Source organism: Nocardiopsis sp. FR4 (genome assembly GCF_009830945.1).
Taxonomy (GTDB): Bacteria; Actinomycetota; Actinomycetes; order Streptosporangiales; family Streptosporangiaceae; genus Nocardiopsis.
This window is the reverse complement of record NZ_VWVV01000004.1, coordinates 358882-375450: the sequence shown is the minus strand read 5'-3', so window position 1 is coordinate 375450 and position 16569 is coordinate 358882. Positions and strand designations below refer to the sequence as shown.

14 protein-coding genes are annotated in these 16569 nt (G+C 73.6%); 7 read left to right on the top strand and 7 right to left on the bottom strand.

What is annotated here, in order from left to right; translation table 11 throughout:
• Positions 1–87: 87 nt before the first annotated feature.
• The 3 genes from FYW95_RS08030 (at position 88) to FYW95_RS08020 (ending at position 2742) form a co-directional block, all read left to right on the top strand.
• Positions 88–888, top strand: coding sequence for an ABC transporter ATP-binding protein (locus tag FYW95_RS08030; protein WP_160050231.1), 801 nt, complete (start codon positions 88–90; stop codon positions 886–888).
• Positions 889–1273: 385 nt separating this feature from the next.
• A complete protein-coding gene (locus FYW95_RS28855; RefSeq protein WP_370462447.1) occupies positions 1274–2026 on the top strand; it encodes an HD domain-containing protein in 753 nt (250 codons plus the stop codon).
• Between the two features lie 101 nt (positions 2027–2127).
• Positions 2128–2742, top strand: a complete 615-nt coding sequence (locus tag FYW95_RS08020; protein WP_159945477.1) for a TetR/AcrR family transcriptional regulator — start codon at positions 2128–2130, stop codon at positions 2740–2742.
• Positions 2743–2797: 55 nt separating this feature from the next.
• On the opposite strand, the gene FYW95_RS08015 is transcribed toward FYW95_RS08020, so the two are convergent.
• The 4 genes from FYW95_RS08015 to FYW95_RS08000 are packed head-to-tail and all read right to left on the bottom strand — an operon-like array spanning position 2798 to position 6568.
• A complete protein-coding gene (locus FYW95_RS08015; protein WP_159945478.1) occupies positions 2798–4009 on the bottom strand; it encodes an acyl-CoA dehydrogenase family protein in 1212 nt (403 codons plus the stop codon).
• Entirely contained in the window at positions 4010–5038 is a 1029-nt protein-coding gene (locus FYW95_RS08010; protein WP_159945479.1) for a phosphotransferase family protein, read from the bottom strand.
• The gene (locus FYW95_RS08005; protein WP_159945480.1) at positions 5035–5811 is read right to left on the bottom strand and encodes an SDR family oxidoreductase; all 777 of its coding nucleotides are present in this window, start codon (positions 5809–5811) and stop codon (positions 5035–5037) included. Before FYW95_RS08005 ends, FYW95_RS08010 begins: the two co-directional genes overlap by 4 nt.
• 1 nt (position 5812) lies before the next feature.
• Positions 5813–6568, bottom strand: coding sequence for an SDR family oxidoreductase (locus tag FYW95_RS08000; RefSeq protein ID WP_159945481.1), 756 nt, complete (start codon positions 6566–6568; stop codon positions 5813–5815).
• Between the two features lie 136 nt (positions 6569–6704).
• On the opposite strand from FYW95_RS08000, the gene FYW95_RS07995 reads away from it, so the two are divergent.
• On the top strand, positions 6705–6998 hold the full coding sequence (locus FYW95_RS07995; RefSeq protein WP_159945482.1) for a GNAT family N-acetyltransferase: 294 nt from the start codon (positions 6705–6707) through the stop codon (positions 6996–6998).
• A gap of 70 nt (positions 6999–7068) precedes the next feature.
• On the opposite strand, the gene FYW95_RS07990 is transcribed toward FYW95_RS07995, so the two are convergent.
• Complete coding sequence (locus FYW95_RS07990) at positions 7069–7236, bottom strand: hypothetical protein (RefSeq protein WP_159945483.1); 168 nt, start codon at positions 7234–7236, stop codon at positions 7069–7071.
• A 165-nt stretch (positions 7237–7401) separates the two neighbouring features.
• On the bottom strand, positions 7402–8358 hold the full coding sequence (locus FYW95_RS07985; protein WP_159945484.1) for a quinone oxidoreductase family protein: 957 nt from the start codon (positions 8356–8358) through the stop codon (positions 7402–7404).
• A gap of 177 nt (positions 8359–8535) precedes the next feature.
• Here FYW95_RS07985 and FYW95_RS07980 point away from each other — a divergent pair, with 177 nt between their 5' ends.
• The 3 genes from FYW95_RS07980 (at position 8536) to FYW95_RS07965 (ending at position 13775) form a co-directional block, all read left to right on the top strand.
• Positions 8536–10038, top strand: coding sequence for a carboxylesterase/lipase family protein (locus FYW95_RS07980; protein WP_159945485.1), 1503 nt, complete (start codon positions 8536–8538; stop codon positions 10036–10038).
• Positions 10039–10433: 395 nt separating this feature from the next.
• Complete coding sequence (locus tag FYW95_RS07970) at positions 10434–11717, top strand: ATP-grasp domain-containing protein (protein ID WP_159945486.1); 1284 nt, start codon at positions 10434–10436, stop codon at positions 11715–11717.
• A gap of 21 nt (positions 11718–11738) precedes the next feature.
• Positions 11739–13775, top strand: coding sequence for a CocE/NonD family hydrolase (locus FYW95_RS07965; protein ID WP_159945487.1), 2037 nt, complete (start codon positions 11739–11741; stop codon positions 13773–13775).
• Positions 13776–13975: 200 nt separating this feature from the next.
• Here the strand turns inward: FYW95_RS07965 and FYW95_RS07960 are convergent, their stop codons facing one another.
• A complete protein-coding gene (locus FYW95_RS07960) occupies positions 13976–16360 on the bottom strand; it encodes a Tex family protein (RefSeq protein ID WP_201294753.1) in 2385 nt (794 codons plus the stop codon).
• Between the last annotated feature and the right edge of the window lie 209 nt (positions 16361–16569).

Genomic DNA, 16569 nt, shown 5'->3' with positions numbered 1-16569 from the left:
GCGAGTACTACGACGAAACCCACCTGGCCATCGCCGGCCTGGTCTCCGACCGCACAGCTATGCGGTAATCACCCACCAGCCGACTCGCTGGGCCAGCACGCCCCAACCTCAATCGCGCACCACGTCGTAACCCTGGGGTACGGGGCCCAACCGGTCGTGAGCGACCTGGACCTGGAGATCGGGGGCGGGGAGTTCACCGTCATCGTCGGCCCCAACGGGTGCGGCAAGTCCACCCTGCTCAAGGCGCTGGGGAGGGTGAACCGGCCGCTGTCCGGCCAGGTCCTGCTGCACGGCCGGGACCTGCGCAGGCAGGGCGGCAAGGCGGTCGCCCGCCAGATGGCCCTGCTCCCGCAGAGCCCGGCCGCCCCCGAGGGCATCACCGTGCGGGCGCTGGCCGGACGCGGCCGGTTCCCGCACCACACGCTGCTGCGCCAGTGGAGCCCGCGGGACGAGACGGCCATCCGCCGGGCCCTGGAGCTCACCGGCCTCACCGAGCTGGCCGACACCCAGGTGGGATCGCTCTCGGGTGGGCAGCGCCAGCGGGCCTGGGTGGCGATGGTCCTGGCCCAGGACACCGGGATCCTGCTGCTGGACGAGCCCACCACCTACCTGGACATCGCCCACCAGTACGACCTGCTGGAGCTGTTCGCCGAGCTGCACCGCCAGGGGCGCACGGTGGTCGCGGTCCTGCACGACCTCGCCCAGGCGGCCCGGTTCGCCACCCGCCTGGTCCTCATGGAGGGCGGCAGGGTGGTCGGCGACGGCCCTCCCGAGGAGGTGGTGACCGCGCCCCTGGTGGAGGAGGTCTTCGGCCTGGCCTGCGACGTGGTCCCCGATCCCCGCACCCGCACGCCCCTGGTCATCCCGCACGAGCGCGCGCCGCGCTAGCGGTCCCTCGGTCCGGTGGTCCGCCTCAGGGCGGACCGGCCGCGTTCCCGGTCGGCCCGGAGGCCGGGGGAGGCGTGACCCCGGGTGAGTCCGGCGTTGGGGCAGGCGGGTGCCTGGGGGACCCGGCGGCGGAGCGACCGCCATCAGGGCCCCGTCTCGACGCGGTTCTGGCCGGCCACCGTACTCACCCCTCCAGCCCTTGAACCCGCTGGTTGAGGAGATCCGAGGTCCGCGCTGGTGTCGTGGGACAACTCCGTGTGCTGCCGGACATGCCGTCGTACGGCCTGGCTCGCCGTCCTCCTCCAGGGGCATGGTGGCGGCGGGCCCCACCGCGCGGGCCGCCGGTACCGGCCCCGGTACGGTCGTCGGGACGAGAGGTGGTCCGATGGCGGAGATGACGCTGGAACAGGCCTCGCGGTTGGCCGAGGAGGCCCACGCCGGGCAGGTGGACCGGGCCGGCCGGCCCTACACCGAGCACGTGTTCGCGGTGCGCGACCTGCTGGCCCCGCACGGGGAGCACGCGCAGTTGGCCGGGGTGCTGCACGACGCGCTGGAGGACACCCCGCTCACCGCCGGGGACCTGCGGGCCCGGGGATGCCCGTCCCGCGTCGTGCGCGCCGTGGAGTCGGTGACCCGGCGTGAGGGGGAGCCCTACGAGGCCCTCGTCCGCCGCGCCGCCGCCGACCCCCTGGGCAGGCTGGTCAAGCTCGCCGACACCGCGCACAACGCGGATCCGGCCCGTCTGGCCGCGCTGCCCGCCGAACAGGCCGAACGGCTGCGCGCCAAGTACGCCCGCGCCCGCGGGGTCCTCCTGGCCGCCGAGCCCGGGGAACCGCCGCTTCCCCGGGCCGCGCTCCTGGTCCTGTACACGGCCCGGCTCCGGGAGTGCCGGGACTTCTACGCCGCCCTGGGACTGGAGTTCGTCCCGGAGCGGCACGGACGCGGTCCCGAGCACCACGCGGCGGAGCTGCCCGGCGGAGTGGTGTTCGAGATCTACCCGTCCGCCGCCGACAGGGCCACGGGGCGGGTACGCCTGGGGTTGGCGGTCGAGGGCCGCCGGGCCGCACCTCCCCTGGAGCCCGGGCGCCACCTGCTCACCGATCCCGACGGGCGCACGGTCGAGGTGAACGCGGTGTGACGTGCGGGGCGCGTGTCCTGTGTGCGCGGCGGGTACTGGCCGGTCGGTATGCTGTCTCGGCCGGTATTTCCGGGACGACGGGGCACGAGGTGGGACAGGACATGGCGCGAGCACAGCAGACGGTCGAGGGAGACACCGAGAACAGGTCCGTGCCCGAGCGCCTCCTGGGGGCGGCCACCCGCCTGTTCGCCGAACGCGGTTACGAGGGCACCTCCGTGCAGGAGGTCGTGGCCGCCGCGGGCGTCACCAAGGGCGCGATGTACCACTACTTCGGCTCCAAGGACGACCTGCTCTACGAGATCTACGCGCGCGTGCTGCGTATGCAGACCGAGCACCTCGTGCGCATCGCCTCCCGGGACGCGCCGGTGGCCGAGCGGGTGCACGCCGCCGCGGCCGACGTCATCGTCACCAGCATCGCCAACCTGGACGACAGCGTCATCTTCTTCCGCTCCATCCACCAGCTCAGCGAGGACAAGCAGCGCGCCGTGCGCGCCGAGCGGCGCCGCTACCACGAGATCTTCCGCGACATGGTGCTCCAGGGCCAGCGCGAGGGGGTCTTCCGCGACGACGTCCCGGCCGACCTGGTGGTCAACTACTTCTTCGGCTCGGTGCACCACCTGAGCACCTGGTACCGCCCCGGCGGCCCGCTCAGCGGCGAGGACGTGGGCCGCTACTTCGCCGACCTGCTCGTGGCGGGTCTGCGCCCCACCTCCTGAGACACCGCGCGGGTCGCGCTCCGTCCGGAGCGCGACCCGCGCGGCGGCGCCCGCCCTACCGGTACTTGCGCAGCTCCGCCCGGCCCAGCGAGCGCAGGTGCACCTCGTCGGGACCGTCGGCCAGGCGCAGCGACCGCGCGCCCGCCAGCCACCCGGCCAGCGGCAGGTCCTGGCTCACCCCGGCCGCGCCGTGCGCCTGGATGGCCTTGTCCAGGATCCACTCCACCGTGCGGGGGGCGGCGATCTTGATCGCCTGGATCTCGGTGTGCGCGCCCTTGTTGCCGACCGTGTCCATCAGGTACGCGGTCTTGAGCACCAGCAGCCGCAGCTGCTCGATGGCCACGCGCGCCTCGGCGATCCACTCGCGCACCACGCCCTGCTCGGCCAGGGGGCGGCCGAAGGCCACCCGGTCCAGCACCCGGCGGCAGGTCATCTCCAGGGCCCGCTCGGCCATACCGATGCCGCGCATGCAGTGGTGGATGCGGCCCGGACCCAGCCGCGCCTGGGCTATGGCGAACCCCTCGCCCTCGCCGCCGACGAGGTGGTCCGCGGGCACCCGTACGTCCTCGAACACCACCTCGGCGTGGCCGCCGTGGTCGCTGTCGTCGTAGCCGTACACCTTCATGCCGCGGGACACCGTCACGCCGGGGGTGTCCCGCGGCACCAGCACCATGCTCTGCTGCCGGTGCCGCTCGGCGTCGGGGTCGGTCTTGCCCATCACGATGAAGACCGCGCACTCGGGGTTGAGCGCGCCGGTGATGAACCACTTGCGCCCGTTGACCACGTACTCGTCGCCGTCACGGACGATGCTGGTGGTGATGTTGGTGGCGTCGGAGGAGGCCACCGCGGGCTCGGTCATCGCGAAGGCCGAGCGGATCTCGGCGTTCAGCAGCGGCTTGAGCCAGCGCTCGCGCTGCTCGGGGGTGCCGAACATCGTCAGCACCTCCATGTTCCCGGTGTCGGGCGCGGCGCAGTTGAGCGCCATCGGAGCCAGCCGCGGGCTGCGCCCGGTGATCTCGGCCAGCGGCGCGTAGCGCAGGTTGGGCAGGCCTCCGTGTTCGGGGTGGCCCGCCAGGAACAGGTTCCACAGGCCGCGCTTGCGCGCCTCGGCCTGGAGCTCGCGCACGACCGGGGCGGTGGTCCAGGGCTCGGTGCGCGCGGCCAGCTGCTCCTGGAGCACCGGCTCAGCGGGGTAGACGTGTTCGTCCATGAAGGCCAGCAGCCGCTCGCGCAGCTCCTCGGTCTCCTTGTCGTGGGAGAAGTCCACTCAGTCCTCCTTGAGCATGGTGTGCGCGCGCTCCACCAGCGGGGCGACCATGTCGCCGACCCGCTCGAAACCCGCGCCGACTGTCAGTCCCCGGCTGTGCCGGAAGTAGATGCCCTCGGCGATCACCGCGAGCTTGAAGCAGCCCAGGGCCACGTACCAGCCCAGCCGGGACACGTCGCGCCCGGTCCCGGCGGCGTACATCCCCACCAGCTCCTCCGGGGCGGGGTAGCCCTCGGCGGAGGTGGCGGGCGGCCCGCCCGGGCCCACTGGCTGGCCCTGGTAGACCAGCATCAGGCCCAGGTCGACGAGGGGGTCGCCGAGCGTGGCCATCTCCCAGTCCAGGACCGCGCTGATGCGCCCCCCGGAGGTGACGAGCACGTTGTCCAGGCGGTAGTCGCCGTGCACGATCCCGGGGGCGGACTGCTCGGGCAGCGTGGCGGCGAGCCGTTCGTGCAGGGCGTCGATACCGGGGATGTCCCGGCTGCGGGAGGCGTCCAGCTGCTTGCGCCAGCGGCGCACCTGGCGTTCCAGGAACCCGTCCGGGCGGCCGAAGTCGCCCAGCCCGACCTCCTCGGGCACCACCGCGTGCAGCCCTCCCAGCGTGGTGACCAGCTGCTCGGCCACCCGGCGCACGCCCTCGGCGCCCAGCGGGGCGATCTCGTCGCGGGTGCGGAAGGGGGTGCCCTCCACGTACTCCATGACGTAGAACGGCGCGCCCAGCACCTCGGGGTCCTCGCACAGCAGGTGGGTGCGGGGCACGGGCACGTCCGTCCCGTACAGCGCGGTCATGACCCGGTACTCGCGCGGCATGTCGTGCGCGGTCGCCAGGACGTGGCCCAGCGGCGGCCGGCGCACCACCCAGCTGCCTGTGCCGTCGGTGACCACGTACGTCAGGTTGGACTTGCCGCCCGCCACCACCCGACCGCTCAGCGGACCGGAGGCCAGGCCGGGCGCGGCCTTCTCCAGGTGGGCGCGCAGGCGCTCCAGGTCCAGGCCCGGAAGTTCGGCCTCGGAACGCGGTCCGCTCACGCCTCCCCCTCGAAGACCTTGGCCCGCAGGCGGCGCATGCCCGCCAGCCAGCGGTCGGTGTCGGTGGCCCGGGCCGCGTAGTAGTCGGCGACCTGGGGGTGGGGCAGGATCAGGAAGCGCTCGTCGGCCAGGCCGACCATCACCGCGTCGGCGACCTCCTCGGGGGTGATCGCGTCCGGGGCCAGGATGGCCTGCCCGGTCTCGCCGCTGCTCTCCAGCAGGTTCGTGCGCACGCCCAGCGGGCACACGCACTGCACGGTGATCCCGCGGTCGCCGTAGGTGGCCGCCATCCACTCGCCGAAGGCGAGCGCGGCGTGCTTGGTCACCGAGTACGGCGCGCTGCCCAGCATCGTGAGCAGGCCCGCGGCCGAGACGGTGGTCAGGAAGCGGCCCCGGCCGCGCTCCAGCCAGCCCGGGACCAGTTCGCGGGCGGCGCGCACGTGCGCCATCACGTTGACCTGCCAGGCCAGGTCCCAGTCGGGCTCGGGGGCCTCGGGGCCGCCGCCCACGCCCACACCCGCGTTGGCCACGTACAGGTCGATGCCGCCCAGGTGGGCCCCGGCCTCGGCCACGAGCGCGGTGACGCCCGCCTCGCTGGCGGCGTCGCCGGGTACGGCCACCCCGCCGATCTCGGCGGCCACGGCCTCCGCGGCGCCCGCGTCGAGGTCGTTGACCACCACGCGCGCCCCGGCTCCGGCGAGTCTGCGCGCGATCGCGGCGCCGATGCCGTTGCCGCCTCCGGTCACCACCGCTCCGGTGTCGGTCATGTCCATGTCACACACCTCCGGTCAGGGTCACGCCGCCGTCCAGCACCAGCGTGCGGCCGGTGATCCACGAGGCGTCGTCCGAGAGCAGGAAGGCCACCGCGCCCGCCACGTCCTCGGGCTCGCCCAGGCGGCCCAGGGGATAGGCCGCGGCGACCTTCTCCTCGCGGCCCTCGTACAGCGCCGAGGCGAACCGGGTCTTGACCACGGCCGGGGCCACGCCGTTCACGCGGATGCCCGGGCCCAGCTCCACGGCCAGTTCCTCGGTGACGTGGATGAGCATGGCCTTGGTGGCGCCGTAGAAGCCGATGCCGGGTGAGGGCTTGGTCCCGGCCACGGAGGAGACGTTGACGACGGCGCCGCCGTGCTCGGCCATCCAGGCCCGGTAGGCCCTCTGCGTCCACGAGATCGCGGACAGCGCGTTGACCTCGAAGATCTTGCGCGCCGCGTCCAGGTCCAGGTCGATCATGCGCCCGTAGACCGGGTTGATCCCGGTGTTGTTGACGAACATGTCGACGCTGCCGAAGGCCTCCAGCGTCGCGGCGATCGCCGCGTCCTGGTGCTCGGGGTCGTCGGCCCGGCCGGGTACGCCGATGGCGTGCTCGGGCCCGCCCAGGGCCTCGACGGCCTCCTGCAGGGGCTCGGGCTTGCGCGCGGTGACGCACACGCGCGCGCCCTCGTCCACGAGCCGCTGGGCGATGGCCAGGCCGATGCCCCGGCTCGCACCGGTGACGATGGCGGTCCGGCCGCCGAACCGGGATGTCATTCCGTTCTCCTTAAACCGACTGGTCGGTATGCTTTCGAGACTCTACGTCCCCGGGGCGCGTGCCGCAAGGGGAGGGGGGAAGGGGAAGCAGAACAACGGCGGTGCGAGCCCGCCGCGACCAGGAACGGGGGATGCCATGACCGCAGAGGTGGTCGACGTGCCCGACCGCAGACGCTACGAGATCAGGATCGGGGAGGAACCGGCCGGGTTCGCCGCCTACGTGCGTACGGACGACCTGGTCACCTTCACCCACACCGAGATCGACCCCGCCCACGAGGGGCGGGGGCTGGGCGGTGCGCTGGTGCGCGGCGCCCTGGACGACGTCCGCTCGCGGGGGCGGTCGGTGCTGCCGCTGTGCCCCTTCGTCAGGAACTGGATCGAGCGCCACCCCGACTACGCCGACCTGGTCCACCGGGCCTCCGGCGACTAGGCCGCGGACGGCCGTACCGGTCGGTGGTCGTCGGCCGCCCGCGACCACCGGCCGGCGCCGGCCCGGCCGTCTAGCGGTCCACCCGGTTCGCGACGACCACGCCGCCGGGAACGTGGATGTCCACGGAGACGACGTTGAGGTCGACCACCTCGTCCCCCCAGACCGGGCCGTCGTGGGCCTCGGCCGGGGCGGTCCAGGCCAGGACCGCGGAGGTGGTCAGCAGGACCGGAACGCGCATGGCCCCCCTTCCCGAACGCGTCATCACTCTCCGTAACAGTAGGCCGAACATCCGGCCCGCCCGGGGAGCGACAAGCCGTCCGTCGGGCGGCGGGGGAGGCGACTGGTGTCCGACGGTATATCGGACTTATGTGATCTACGTTGTTAAGGTGACGCTTTCGACTTGTCAGACAGTGGTGTCCAGGGTGAGCTTGCCGACGGTGCCGCGCGAGCGCAGCGCCTCGTGCGCCCGGGCGGCCTCGAACAGGGGGTAGGTCCCGCCCAGGACCGTCCGCAGGCGCCCCTCGGCCACCAGGGCGAACAGCTCGTCCATCGCCTGGCCCATCACGTTCCCCGGCAGGCTCCACACGTGCGGCAGCCACATGCCGCCCACGGTGGTGGAGAAGCGCATGAGGTTGGCGGGCTGCACCGCGGAGGGCCGTTCGCGCGAGGCCATGCCGTAGAAGGCCAGGCGGCCGAACGGGGCCAGGGCGCGCACGCTCTCGTCGGTCACCCGTCCGCCGACCATGTCCAGGACGGCGTCCACCCGCTGGCCGCCGTTGGCCTCCACCAGGGCCTTGGTCATGTCGGGGGCGGCGGAGTCCACGACGGCGTCCGCGCCCAGTTCCAGGGCCAGCGCGCGCTTGTCCTCGCTGCTGGCCACCGCGATCACCCGTCCGGCGCCGAAGTGCTTGGCCAGCTGCACGGCGAGCGTGCCCACGCCGCCGCCCGCGGCGTGCACCGCGACCGACTCGCCGGGCTCCATCCGCACGGACTTGCGCAGCAGCACCCAGGCGGTGGCCCCCTGCACGATCATGGCCAGGGCGTCCTCGTCGGAGACCCCGTCGGGGACGTCGAAGGACATGGCCGGGGCGGCGGTGGCCTTCTCGGCGTAGCCTCCGCTGGTGGTCAGGGCGACGACGCGGCGCCCGTCCGGCGTGCGCCCGGCGATCTCCATGCCGGGGACCAGGGGCAGGGAGGCGGGGGCCAGGTAGCTGTTCTCCGCCTGGTGGGTGTCGGCGAAGTTGATCCCGGCGCGGGTGACGTCGACGAGGACCTCGCCGGGGCCCGGTTCGGGGTCGGGCAGTTCGGTGGGGGTGAGGACCTCGGGTCCGCCGAACTCGGTGATCTGGATGGCACGCATGGCGACCCTTTCTTCGTGGATTCCTACCGACCGGATGGTATGTTACTCGCCAGAAACCTGCGGTTCGCGGCGGGGCCCGCCCGCCCGTCGAAGGGGGTCCTGCGGAAATCGGGGTCTTGCGCCCGATTACCTAACGTTGTTAGGTGGGGGTGTCGCCAACCGATGGGGAGGACGCACGTGGACGCCGAACGCACAGTGACGACAACGTCCGGACGGGTGCGGGGCACCGCCTCTCCGCGCTCCGAGAGCGGCGGGGTCACCGTCTACAGGGGCGTCCCCTACGCCGCCGCGCCCTTCGGGGAACACCGCTTCGCCGCCCCCGCGCCCGCCCCCGCCTGGGACGGCGTGCGCGAGTGCACCTCCTTCGGACCGCCCGCCCCCCAGGGCAACCTGATGCTCGGCGCCGCGCCCTGGACCCCGCAGACCCCCCTGGACTGCCTGTCCCTGAACGTGTGGACCGCCGCGCACGAGGGCGACCGGGCCCCCGTCCTCGTGTGGATCCACGGCGGCGCCTACCTCGTCGGCGCCGCCTCCGAGAGCCTCTACGAGGGCACCCGGCTGGCGGAGAGCGGCCTGGTCGTGGTCGGGATCAACTACCGGCTGGGCTTCGAGGGCTTCGGCCACGTGCCCGGCCGCCCCGACAACCGCGGCCTGCTCGACCAGGCCGCGGCCCTGCGCTGGGTGCGCGAGAACATCTCCGCCTTCGGCGGCGACCCCGACAACGTGACCGTCGCGGGCGAGTCGGCCGGCGCCGGATCGGTGGTGGCCCTGATGGCCTCCCCGCACGCCCACGGGCTGTTCCGGCGGGCGATCGCGCACAGCGTTCCCGGGGACGTGCTCACCGCGGACACCGCGCTGCGGGTCTCGGAGCGGATCGCCAAGGCCGCAGGGGTCCCCCTGGAGGCGGGCGCCCTGGCCGAACTGCCCCCCGAACGGATCCTGGAGGCCACCGAGGCCGTGCTGTCCGCGCCGGCCGCGGGCTCCGGGGGCGTGCGCACCAAGGCCCTGACCTGCTTCGCCCCCGTGGTCGGCGGTCCCGAGCTGCCCGAGGCCCCGCTGGAGGCCGTCGCCGGAGGGGCGGCCTCCGCGGTCGACCTGCTCACCGGCCACAACGCCCACGAGTACCGGCTGTTCACCGAGCTGGGGCAGAGCGTGGAGATCGACGACGAGGCCGCGCTGGAGGTCACCGCGTCCCGGCTGGGGCTCGGCGAGGGGGCGGTGACCGCCTACCGGGAGGTGCACCCCGGGGCCACCCTGCGCGAACTGTACGCCGCGATCCAGGGCGACGCCCTCTTCTGCGAGTACACCGTGCGCTTCGCCGAGGCGCACGCCGCCGCCGGGGGCCGCGCCCACTTCTTCCGCCTGGCCGCGGAGAGCTCCGCGCTGGGCGGGCGGCTGGGCGCCTGCCACGCCTTCGACCTGCCCTTCGCCTTCGGCAACCTGGACACCGACTTCGGCCGCTTCCTCCTGGACGGCGAGCCCACCGAGGCGCACCGCGCCCTGTCCCAGCGCATGGTCGCCGCCTGGCGCGACTTCGCCGCCACCGGGGACCCCGGCTGGCCCGCGGTGACGGCCGAGGCCACCCCGGTCCGGGTGTGGAACACCGAGGACCTGCTGCGCCCCGAGGACGACTCGCCCGTGCGCGCCCTGTGGTCCGGGGTGGCCATCGCCCCCCGGTAGCGCGTTCCCGGGCCCGGGGCGGGGTGCGGCCCCGGGAGGCCGCGCCCCGTGTGGAGTAAAGCCGCTTGACTCGAGCGTGTCGGGATGGGTGGCATGGACGAGCCGCTGGAGCGCGCCGAACTCACCTTCCTCCTGGGCATGGCCTTCCAGCTCGTGCTGGGCGAGTTCACCCGCGGAGTCGGCGCCGAGGGCTAGGCGGAGCTGCGGCCCGACGGCTTCGCCTTCCAGGCGCTGCGCGGGGGCGGAGCTGCCCCGCTGCGCCCGGTCTGGTGAGGAGGGACCCCGGACCCGGAGGCAAAGGTTCGGGAAATCCCTCCGGAGCGGTCGGCCCGGGCCCGGACGGCGGGCACCCTCACAGGTAGGGGCGGGCACCGGCGCTCCCCCGGAGGTGGGCGATGGCCACGAACGTCTTCGTGCTGGGGCTCGACGAGCAGAACCACGAGGTGCTGCTCTCCCTCCCCCACGACCGGGACTACCGCTTCCTCCCCCTGCTCGGCCTCGACGAGCTCGGCCAGGACCGGGAGGTGGACATGCCCGGCCTGCTCTCCCTGGCGACCGACAGGCTGGACTCCTTCCCCGGCACGGTCGACGCGATCCTCGGGTTCTGGGACTTCCCGGTCAGCTCGCTGGTGCCGCTGCTGTGCCGGGACCGGGGGCTGCCCTGCGCTCCGCTGGAGGCCGTGGTGCGGTGCGAGCACAAGTACTGGAGCCGCCTGGAGCAGCGGGCGGCCGCTCCCGAGGCCGTCCCCAGGTTCACCGAGGTCGGTCTGGACACCACGGACAAACCGGAGGGGCTGTCCTATCCCCTGTGGGTCAAACCGGTGAAGTCGTTCTCCTCCGAACTGGCCTACCGGGCCGCCGACGACGCCGAGTTCCGCACGGCGATGGACCGGATCAGGGCGGGGGCGGGGCGGATCGGCGCGTCCTTCCAGTGGGTGATGGACCGGGTGCGGCTGCCCGCCGAGATCGCCGAGGTCGGGGGTGTGGCGGCCCTGGTGGAGGAGGAGGCCACGGGTGACCAGCTGACCGTGGAGGGCTACGTCCGCGACGGCGTTCCGCACGTGTACGGGATCGTGGACTCCCACCGCTACCCGGGCACGTCGAGCTTCCTGCGCTACGAGTTCCCGTCCACGGTGCCGGAGGAGGCCGGGGAGCGTCTGGGCGCGCTCAGCGAACGCGTGGTCTCCCGGGTGGGCCTGGACAACGTGACCTTCAACATCGAGTACTTCCACGACCCGCGCAGCGGCGCCATCGCGCTGTTGGAGATCAATCCGCGGCACTCCCAGTCGCACGCCCGGCTGTTCGAGCTCGTGCGGGGGGTGTCCAACCACGAGATCTGCCTGCGGGTCGCGCTGGGGGAGGAGCCCGAGCTGGACCGCGGCGGACGGTACGCGGTGGCCGCCAAGTGGTTCCTGCGCCGCTTCCGCGACGGGTTCGTCTCGTCGGTGCCCACCGCTGAGGACGTCGCCCGCGCGCAGGGCAGGGTGCCGGACACGAGGGTGGAGATCGTCGCGCGCCCGGGGCGGAGGCTCTCCGAGCTGCCGATCCAGGACAGCTACAGCTTCGAGCTGGCCCACGTGTTCGTGGGCGCCCGGGACCGCGCCGGGTGCGAGCGCGGGTACCGGGCCTGCGCGGCGGAGCTGCCCTTCACGATCCGGGACACCGACACGGAGGACTGAGCACGGGAGGGGCCGGTGAGGATGAGGGTGGTCAGCGAGCTGCCGCACGAGGTCCGGGAGGACGAGTACGCCCAGATCCCCCTCAGCGACGGCGTCCGCCTCGCCGCGCGGATCTGGCGTCCGGTGGGCAGCGTGGAGGAGCCGGTCCCGGCGGTCCTGGAGTTCATCCCGTACCGCAGGCGCGACCTGACGGCGCAGCGCGACTCGGTGCACCACCCCTACATGGCCGGGCACGGGTACGCGTGCGCCCGGGTGGATCTGCGCGGCAGCGGGGACTCGGAGGGGGTGCTCACCGACGAGTACCTGGAACGCGAGCTCCTGGACGCCGAGGAGGTGCTCGCCTGGCTCGCCGACCGGCCCTGGTGCGACGGCCGCACCGGCATGATGGGCATCTCCTGGGGCGGGTTCAACGCGCTGCAGGTGGCCGCGCGGAGGCCGGAGAGCCTGCGCGCGATCGTGACGGCCTGTTCCACCGACGACCGCTACTCCGACGACGTGCACTACATGGGCGGGTGCCTGCTGGGGGACAACCTGTCCTGGGCGTCCACGATGTTCGCCTACAACTCCTGCCCGCCCGATCCGGACCTGGTCGGTGAGCGGTGGCGGCAGATGTGGCACGAACGGTTGGAGCACAGCGGCCTGTGGCTCGACACCTGGCTGCGGCACCAGCACCGGGACGACTACTGGAGGCACGGGTCGGTGGCCGGGGACCTGGACGCCGTCCGGGTGCCCGTCATGGCGGTGAGCGGGTGGGCCGACGGGTACTCCAACTCGGTCTTCCGCCTGTTGGAGGGCCTCCGGGTGCCCTGTCTCGGGCTCCTGGGCCCCTGGTCGCACAAGTACCCGCACCTGGGCCAGCCGGGTCCCGCGATCGGTTTCCTCCAGGAGGTGGTGCGCTGGTGGGACCGCTGGCTCAAGGGGGTGGACAACGACGTGATGGCGGCCCCCGCCCTGCGTGCCTGGATGCAGGAGAGCGTGCGGCCCTCCACCTCCTACGAGGCCCGGCCGGGGCGCTGGGTCGGCGAGCCGGAGTGGCCCTCGCCCCACGTGGTGACCGTCGCGCGGGACCTGGCGGCCGGCCGGGTGCTCGGGGAGGGCGAGCCCGCGGGCAGGGAGGACGTGCTGACCCTGTCCTCCCCGCTGTCCACCGGGCAGCACGCGGGCAAGTGGTGCTCCTACAACGCCCCGCCGGACCTGCCCTACGACCAGCGCGAGGACGACGGCGGATCGATCGTCTTCGACAGTGTTCCGCTGCCCGAGCGGGTGGAGATCCTCGGCTCGGTGGTGGTCGAGCTGGAACTGGCCGTGGACCGGCCCGACGCGATGGTCGCGGTGCGGCTGTGCGACGTCACCCCCGAGGGGCAGGCCACCCGGGTGACCTACGGGCTGTTGAACCTCACCCACGCCCGGAGCCACGAGCGGCCGGAGAGGCTGGTGCCCGGGCGCCGGTACCGGGTGGCGGTCCCCCTGAACGGGGTGGCGCAGGCGTTCCCCCCCGGGCACCGGATGCGGGTCTCGGTCTCCACCTCCTACTGGCCGCTGGTGTGGCCCTCGCCCGAGCCGGTGGTCCTCTCGGTGTTCCAGGGGGAGCACACCCGGGTGCTGCTTCCGGTGCGCCCGGTCGGGGAGGAAGGGGACGGGGGGAGGACGGTGGCGCCCTTCGGGCCGCCCGAGGGCACCGCCCCGATCGTGACGAGCCGGGTGGAACCGGGGGAGGAGCGGTGGGACCTGGCCCAGGACCTGGTGCGCTACCGCTCCGCGCTGACGGTGGTCAAGGACCTGGGGACGGTGCGCTTCGAGGACATCGGACTGGAGGTGACCCGGCGCGCGGACGAGTGCTACAGCCAGGTCGGCGACGACTACGACTCGGTGTGCGGCCAGACGGAGTGGACGATGGGCTTCGCCCGGGGCGACTGGTCGGTGCGGACCCGGACCCGTACGGTGCTCACGTCCTCGGCGACCGACTTCCACCTGCACGCGACGCTCGACGCCTACGAGGGGGACACGCGTGTGGCCACGAAGATCTACACCTCGGTGATCCCGCGCCGCCACGTCTGAAGTCCGGCGGCCGTGGCGGCGCGGGGCCCGGTGCGGGCACCTGGGTCCGCACCGGCACGGGAGGCCCCGCGGCCGTTCACCGCCCCCGGGGGCGTCCGGGGCCCGAGCCCCCAACCGTCGGGAGGTGTTCGGGCGTCCGGGGTTTGCGCTTCGTGAGACGTCCGAACACGGACCGGGGCGAGGCCCGCGAAGGGTACGGCCTAGCGGCCCAGGCCCGCGCGGCGCAGCGCCTCGGCCATGGCGCCCGAGGGGGCGGCGTTCTCACGGTTGTCCCGGCCCCGGCCACCGCCGCCGCGGCGTCCGTTGCCGTTCCCGTTGCCGCCGCCGCGTCCGTTCCCACCGCTGCTTCCGCCGCGGCGCTCGCCGCCCCGGCCGCCGCGGTCGGTGCCCCGCGGGGTCTCGTCGTCCAGGCGCATGGTCAGGGAGATGCGCTTGCGCTGGATATCGACGTCCTGGACCTTGACCTTGACGATGTCACCCGGCTTGACGACGTCGCGGGGGTCCTCCACGAACTTGTGCGAGAGCGCCGAGACGTGCACCAGGCCGTCCTGGTGCACGCCCACGTCCACGAACGCGCCGAAGGCCGCCACGTTGGTGACCACGCCCTCCAGGACCATGCCCGCCTCCAGGTCCTGCAGCTTCTCCACGCCCTCCTTGAAGGCGGCGGTGGTGAAGGCGGGTCGCGGGTCGCGGCCGGGCTTGTCCAGCTCGGCGAGGATGTCGGTGACCGTGGGCAGGCCGAAGGTCTCGTCCACGAACTCCTGGGGGCGCACCCGGGAGAGCAGGTCCCTGTTGCCGATGAGCGAGGGCAGGTCGGTGCCCACCCGCTCCAGGATGCGGCGCACCACGGGGTAGGCCTCGGGGTGCACGGCCGAGGCGTCCAGCGGGTCGTCCCCGCCCGGCACGCGCAGGAAGCCCGCGCACTGCTCGAAGGCCTTGGGGCCCAGCCGCGGCACCGATCGCAGCTCCTCGCGGCTGCGGAAGGGGCCGTTGGCGTCGCGGTGCGTCACGATGTTGCGGGCCAGGGTGGAGGTCACGCCGGACACCCGGGTCAGCAGCGGCACCGAGGCGGTGTTGACGTCCACGCCGACGCCGTTGACGCAGTCCTCGACCACGGCGTCCAGCGAGCGCGAGAGCTTGGCCTCGGCCAGGTCGTGTTGGTACTGGCCCACGCCGATCGACTTGGGGTCGATCTTGACCAGCTCGGCCAGCGGGTCCTGCAGGCGGCGGGCGATGGAGACGGCGCCGCGCAGCGACACGTCCAGGTCCGGCAGCTCCTCGGAGGCGTAGGCCGAGGCGGAGTACACCGAGGCGCCCGCCTCCGAGACCATCACCTTGGTGAGGCCGAGCTCGGGGTGGCGTTTGATGAGGTCGGCGGCGAGCCGGTCGGTCTCGCGGGAGGCGGTGCCGTTGCCGATGGCGACCAGCTCCACGGAGTGGGCGGCGCACAGCCGGGCCAGGCGGTCGATGGAGCCGTCCCAGTCCCGGCGGGGAGCGTGCGGGTAGATCGTGTCGGTGGCCACGACCTTGCCGGTGGCGTCGGTGACCGCGACCTTGACCCCGGTGCGCAGCCCCGGGTCCAGGCCGAGTGTGGCGCGGCTTCCGGCGGGGGCGGCCAGCAGCAGGTCGCGCAGGTTGGCCGCGAACACGGCGACGCCGTCGTCCTCGGCCCGCTGCCACAGCCGCATGCGCACGTCGATGTCCAGCCGGACCAGGATGCGGGTGCGCCAGGCCCAGCGCACGGTGTCCTGGAGCCAGCGGTCGGCGGGGCGGCCGCGGTCCACGATACCGAAGTGGTGGGCGATGGCGTTCTCGTAGGTGCTGCGGGGGGTGGTGCCGTCGGCGTCCTCGGCGGGGGCCTCCCCCGGCTCCATGCTCAGGGTGAGGACCTCCTCCTTCTCACCCCGGTACAGGGCCAGGACGCGGTGCGAGGGCAGCTGGGTGAGGGGTTCGGAGAAGTCGAAGTAGTCGGCGAACTTGGCACCCGCCTCCTCCTTGCCCTCGCGCACGGCCGAGACCAGGCGGCCCCGCTCCCACAGGCGCTCGCGCAGCAGGCCGGTGAGGTCGGCGTCCTCGGCGAAGCGCTCCACCAGGATGGCGCGGGCCCCGTCCAGGGCGGCCTTGGTGTCGGCCACCCCGCGGTCGGGGTCGACGTAGGCCGCCGCCGTCCGCTCGGGGTCCTGGCCGGGGTCGGCCAGCAGCCCCTCGGCCAGCGGTTCCAGCCCGGCCTCGCGGGCGATCTGGGCCTTGGTGCGCCGCTTGGGCTTGTAGGGGAGGTAGATGTCCTCCAGGCGGGCCTTGGAGTCGGCGGCCCGGATACGCGCCGCCAGCTCCTCGTCTAGCTTGCCCTGGGAACGGATCGACTCCAGGATCGCGGCCCGGCGTTCGTCCAGCTCGCGCAGGTAGCGCAGGCGCTCCTCCAGGGCGCGCAGCTGCGCGTCGTCCAGCCCGCCGGTGGCCTCCTTGCGGTAGCGGGCGATGAAGGGCACGGTCGATCCGCTGTCGAGGAGGTCGACGGCGGAGGCGACCTGGTGCGCGCCCACACCGAGTTCCTCGGCGATGCGCTGGTCGATCGTGGGTGTCACGGGGGTCGTCACTGGTTGGCGTCCACTCTCTGGCTGTTCGTTGCGGGCACGTTCGGGTGCCGGGGAGACGGGGCCCTCCGGGGAGGACCGCGTCTCCCAGCTTGCCGCACCGCGGGGCCGGTCGCGCACCGGCCCGCCGGGGCGGGGCCGGGGCGCGCGACGGCCACCTCCTCCAGGAAAGCGGACGGGCGCGTGCCGCGGTAGCCCCT

Bases quoted from the DNA above. Each gene is read 5' to 3' on its own strand.
- FYW95_RS28855 (WP_370462447.1), top strand. From the start codon at position 1,274: ATGGCGGAGATGACGCTGGAACAGGCCTCGCGGTTGGCCGAGGAGGCC.
- FYW95_RS08020 (WP_159945477.1), top strand. From the start codon at position 2,128: ATGGCGCGAGCACAGCAGACGGTCGAGGGAGACACCGAGAACAGGTCC.
- FYW95_RS08005 (WP_159945480.1), bottom strand. From the start codon at position 5,811: ATGGACATGACCGACACCGGAGCGGTGGTGACCGGAGGCGGCAACGGC.
- FYW95_RS08000 (WP_159945481.1), bottom strand. From the start codon at position 6,568: ATGACATCCCGGTTCGGCGGCCGGACCGCCATCGTCACCGGTGCGAGC.
- FYW95_RS07995 (WP_159945482.1), top strand. From the start codon at position 6,705: ATGACCGCAGAGGTGGTCGACGTGCCCGACCGCAGACGCTACGAGATC.
- FYW95_RS07990 (WP_159945483.1), bottom strand. From the start codon at position 7,236: ATGCGCGTTCCGGTCCTGCTGACCACCTCCGCGGTCCTGGCCTGGACC.
- FYW95_RS07985 (WP_159945484.1), bottom strand. From the start codon at position 8,358: ATGCGTGCCATCCAGATCACCGAGTTCGGCGGACCCGAGGTCCTCACC.
- FYW95_RS07970 (WP_159945486.1), top strand. From the start codon at position 10,434: ATGGCCACGAACGTCTTCGTGCTGGGGCTCGACGAGCAGAACCACGAG.
- FYW95_RS07965 (WP_159945487.1), top strand. From the start codon at position 11,739: ATGAGGGTGGTCAGCGAGCTGCCGCACGAGGTCCGGGAGGACGAGTAC.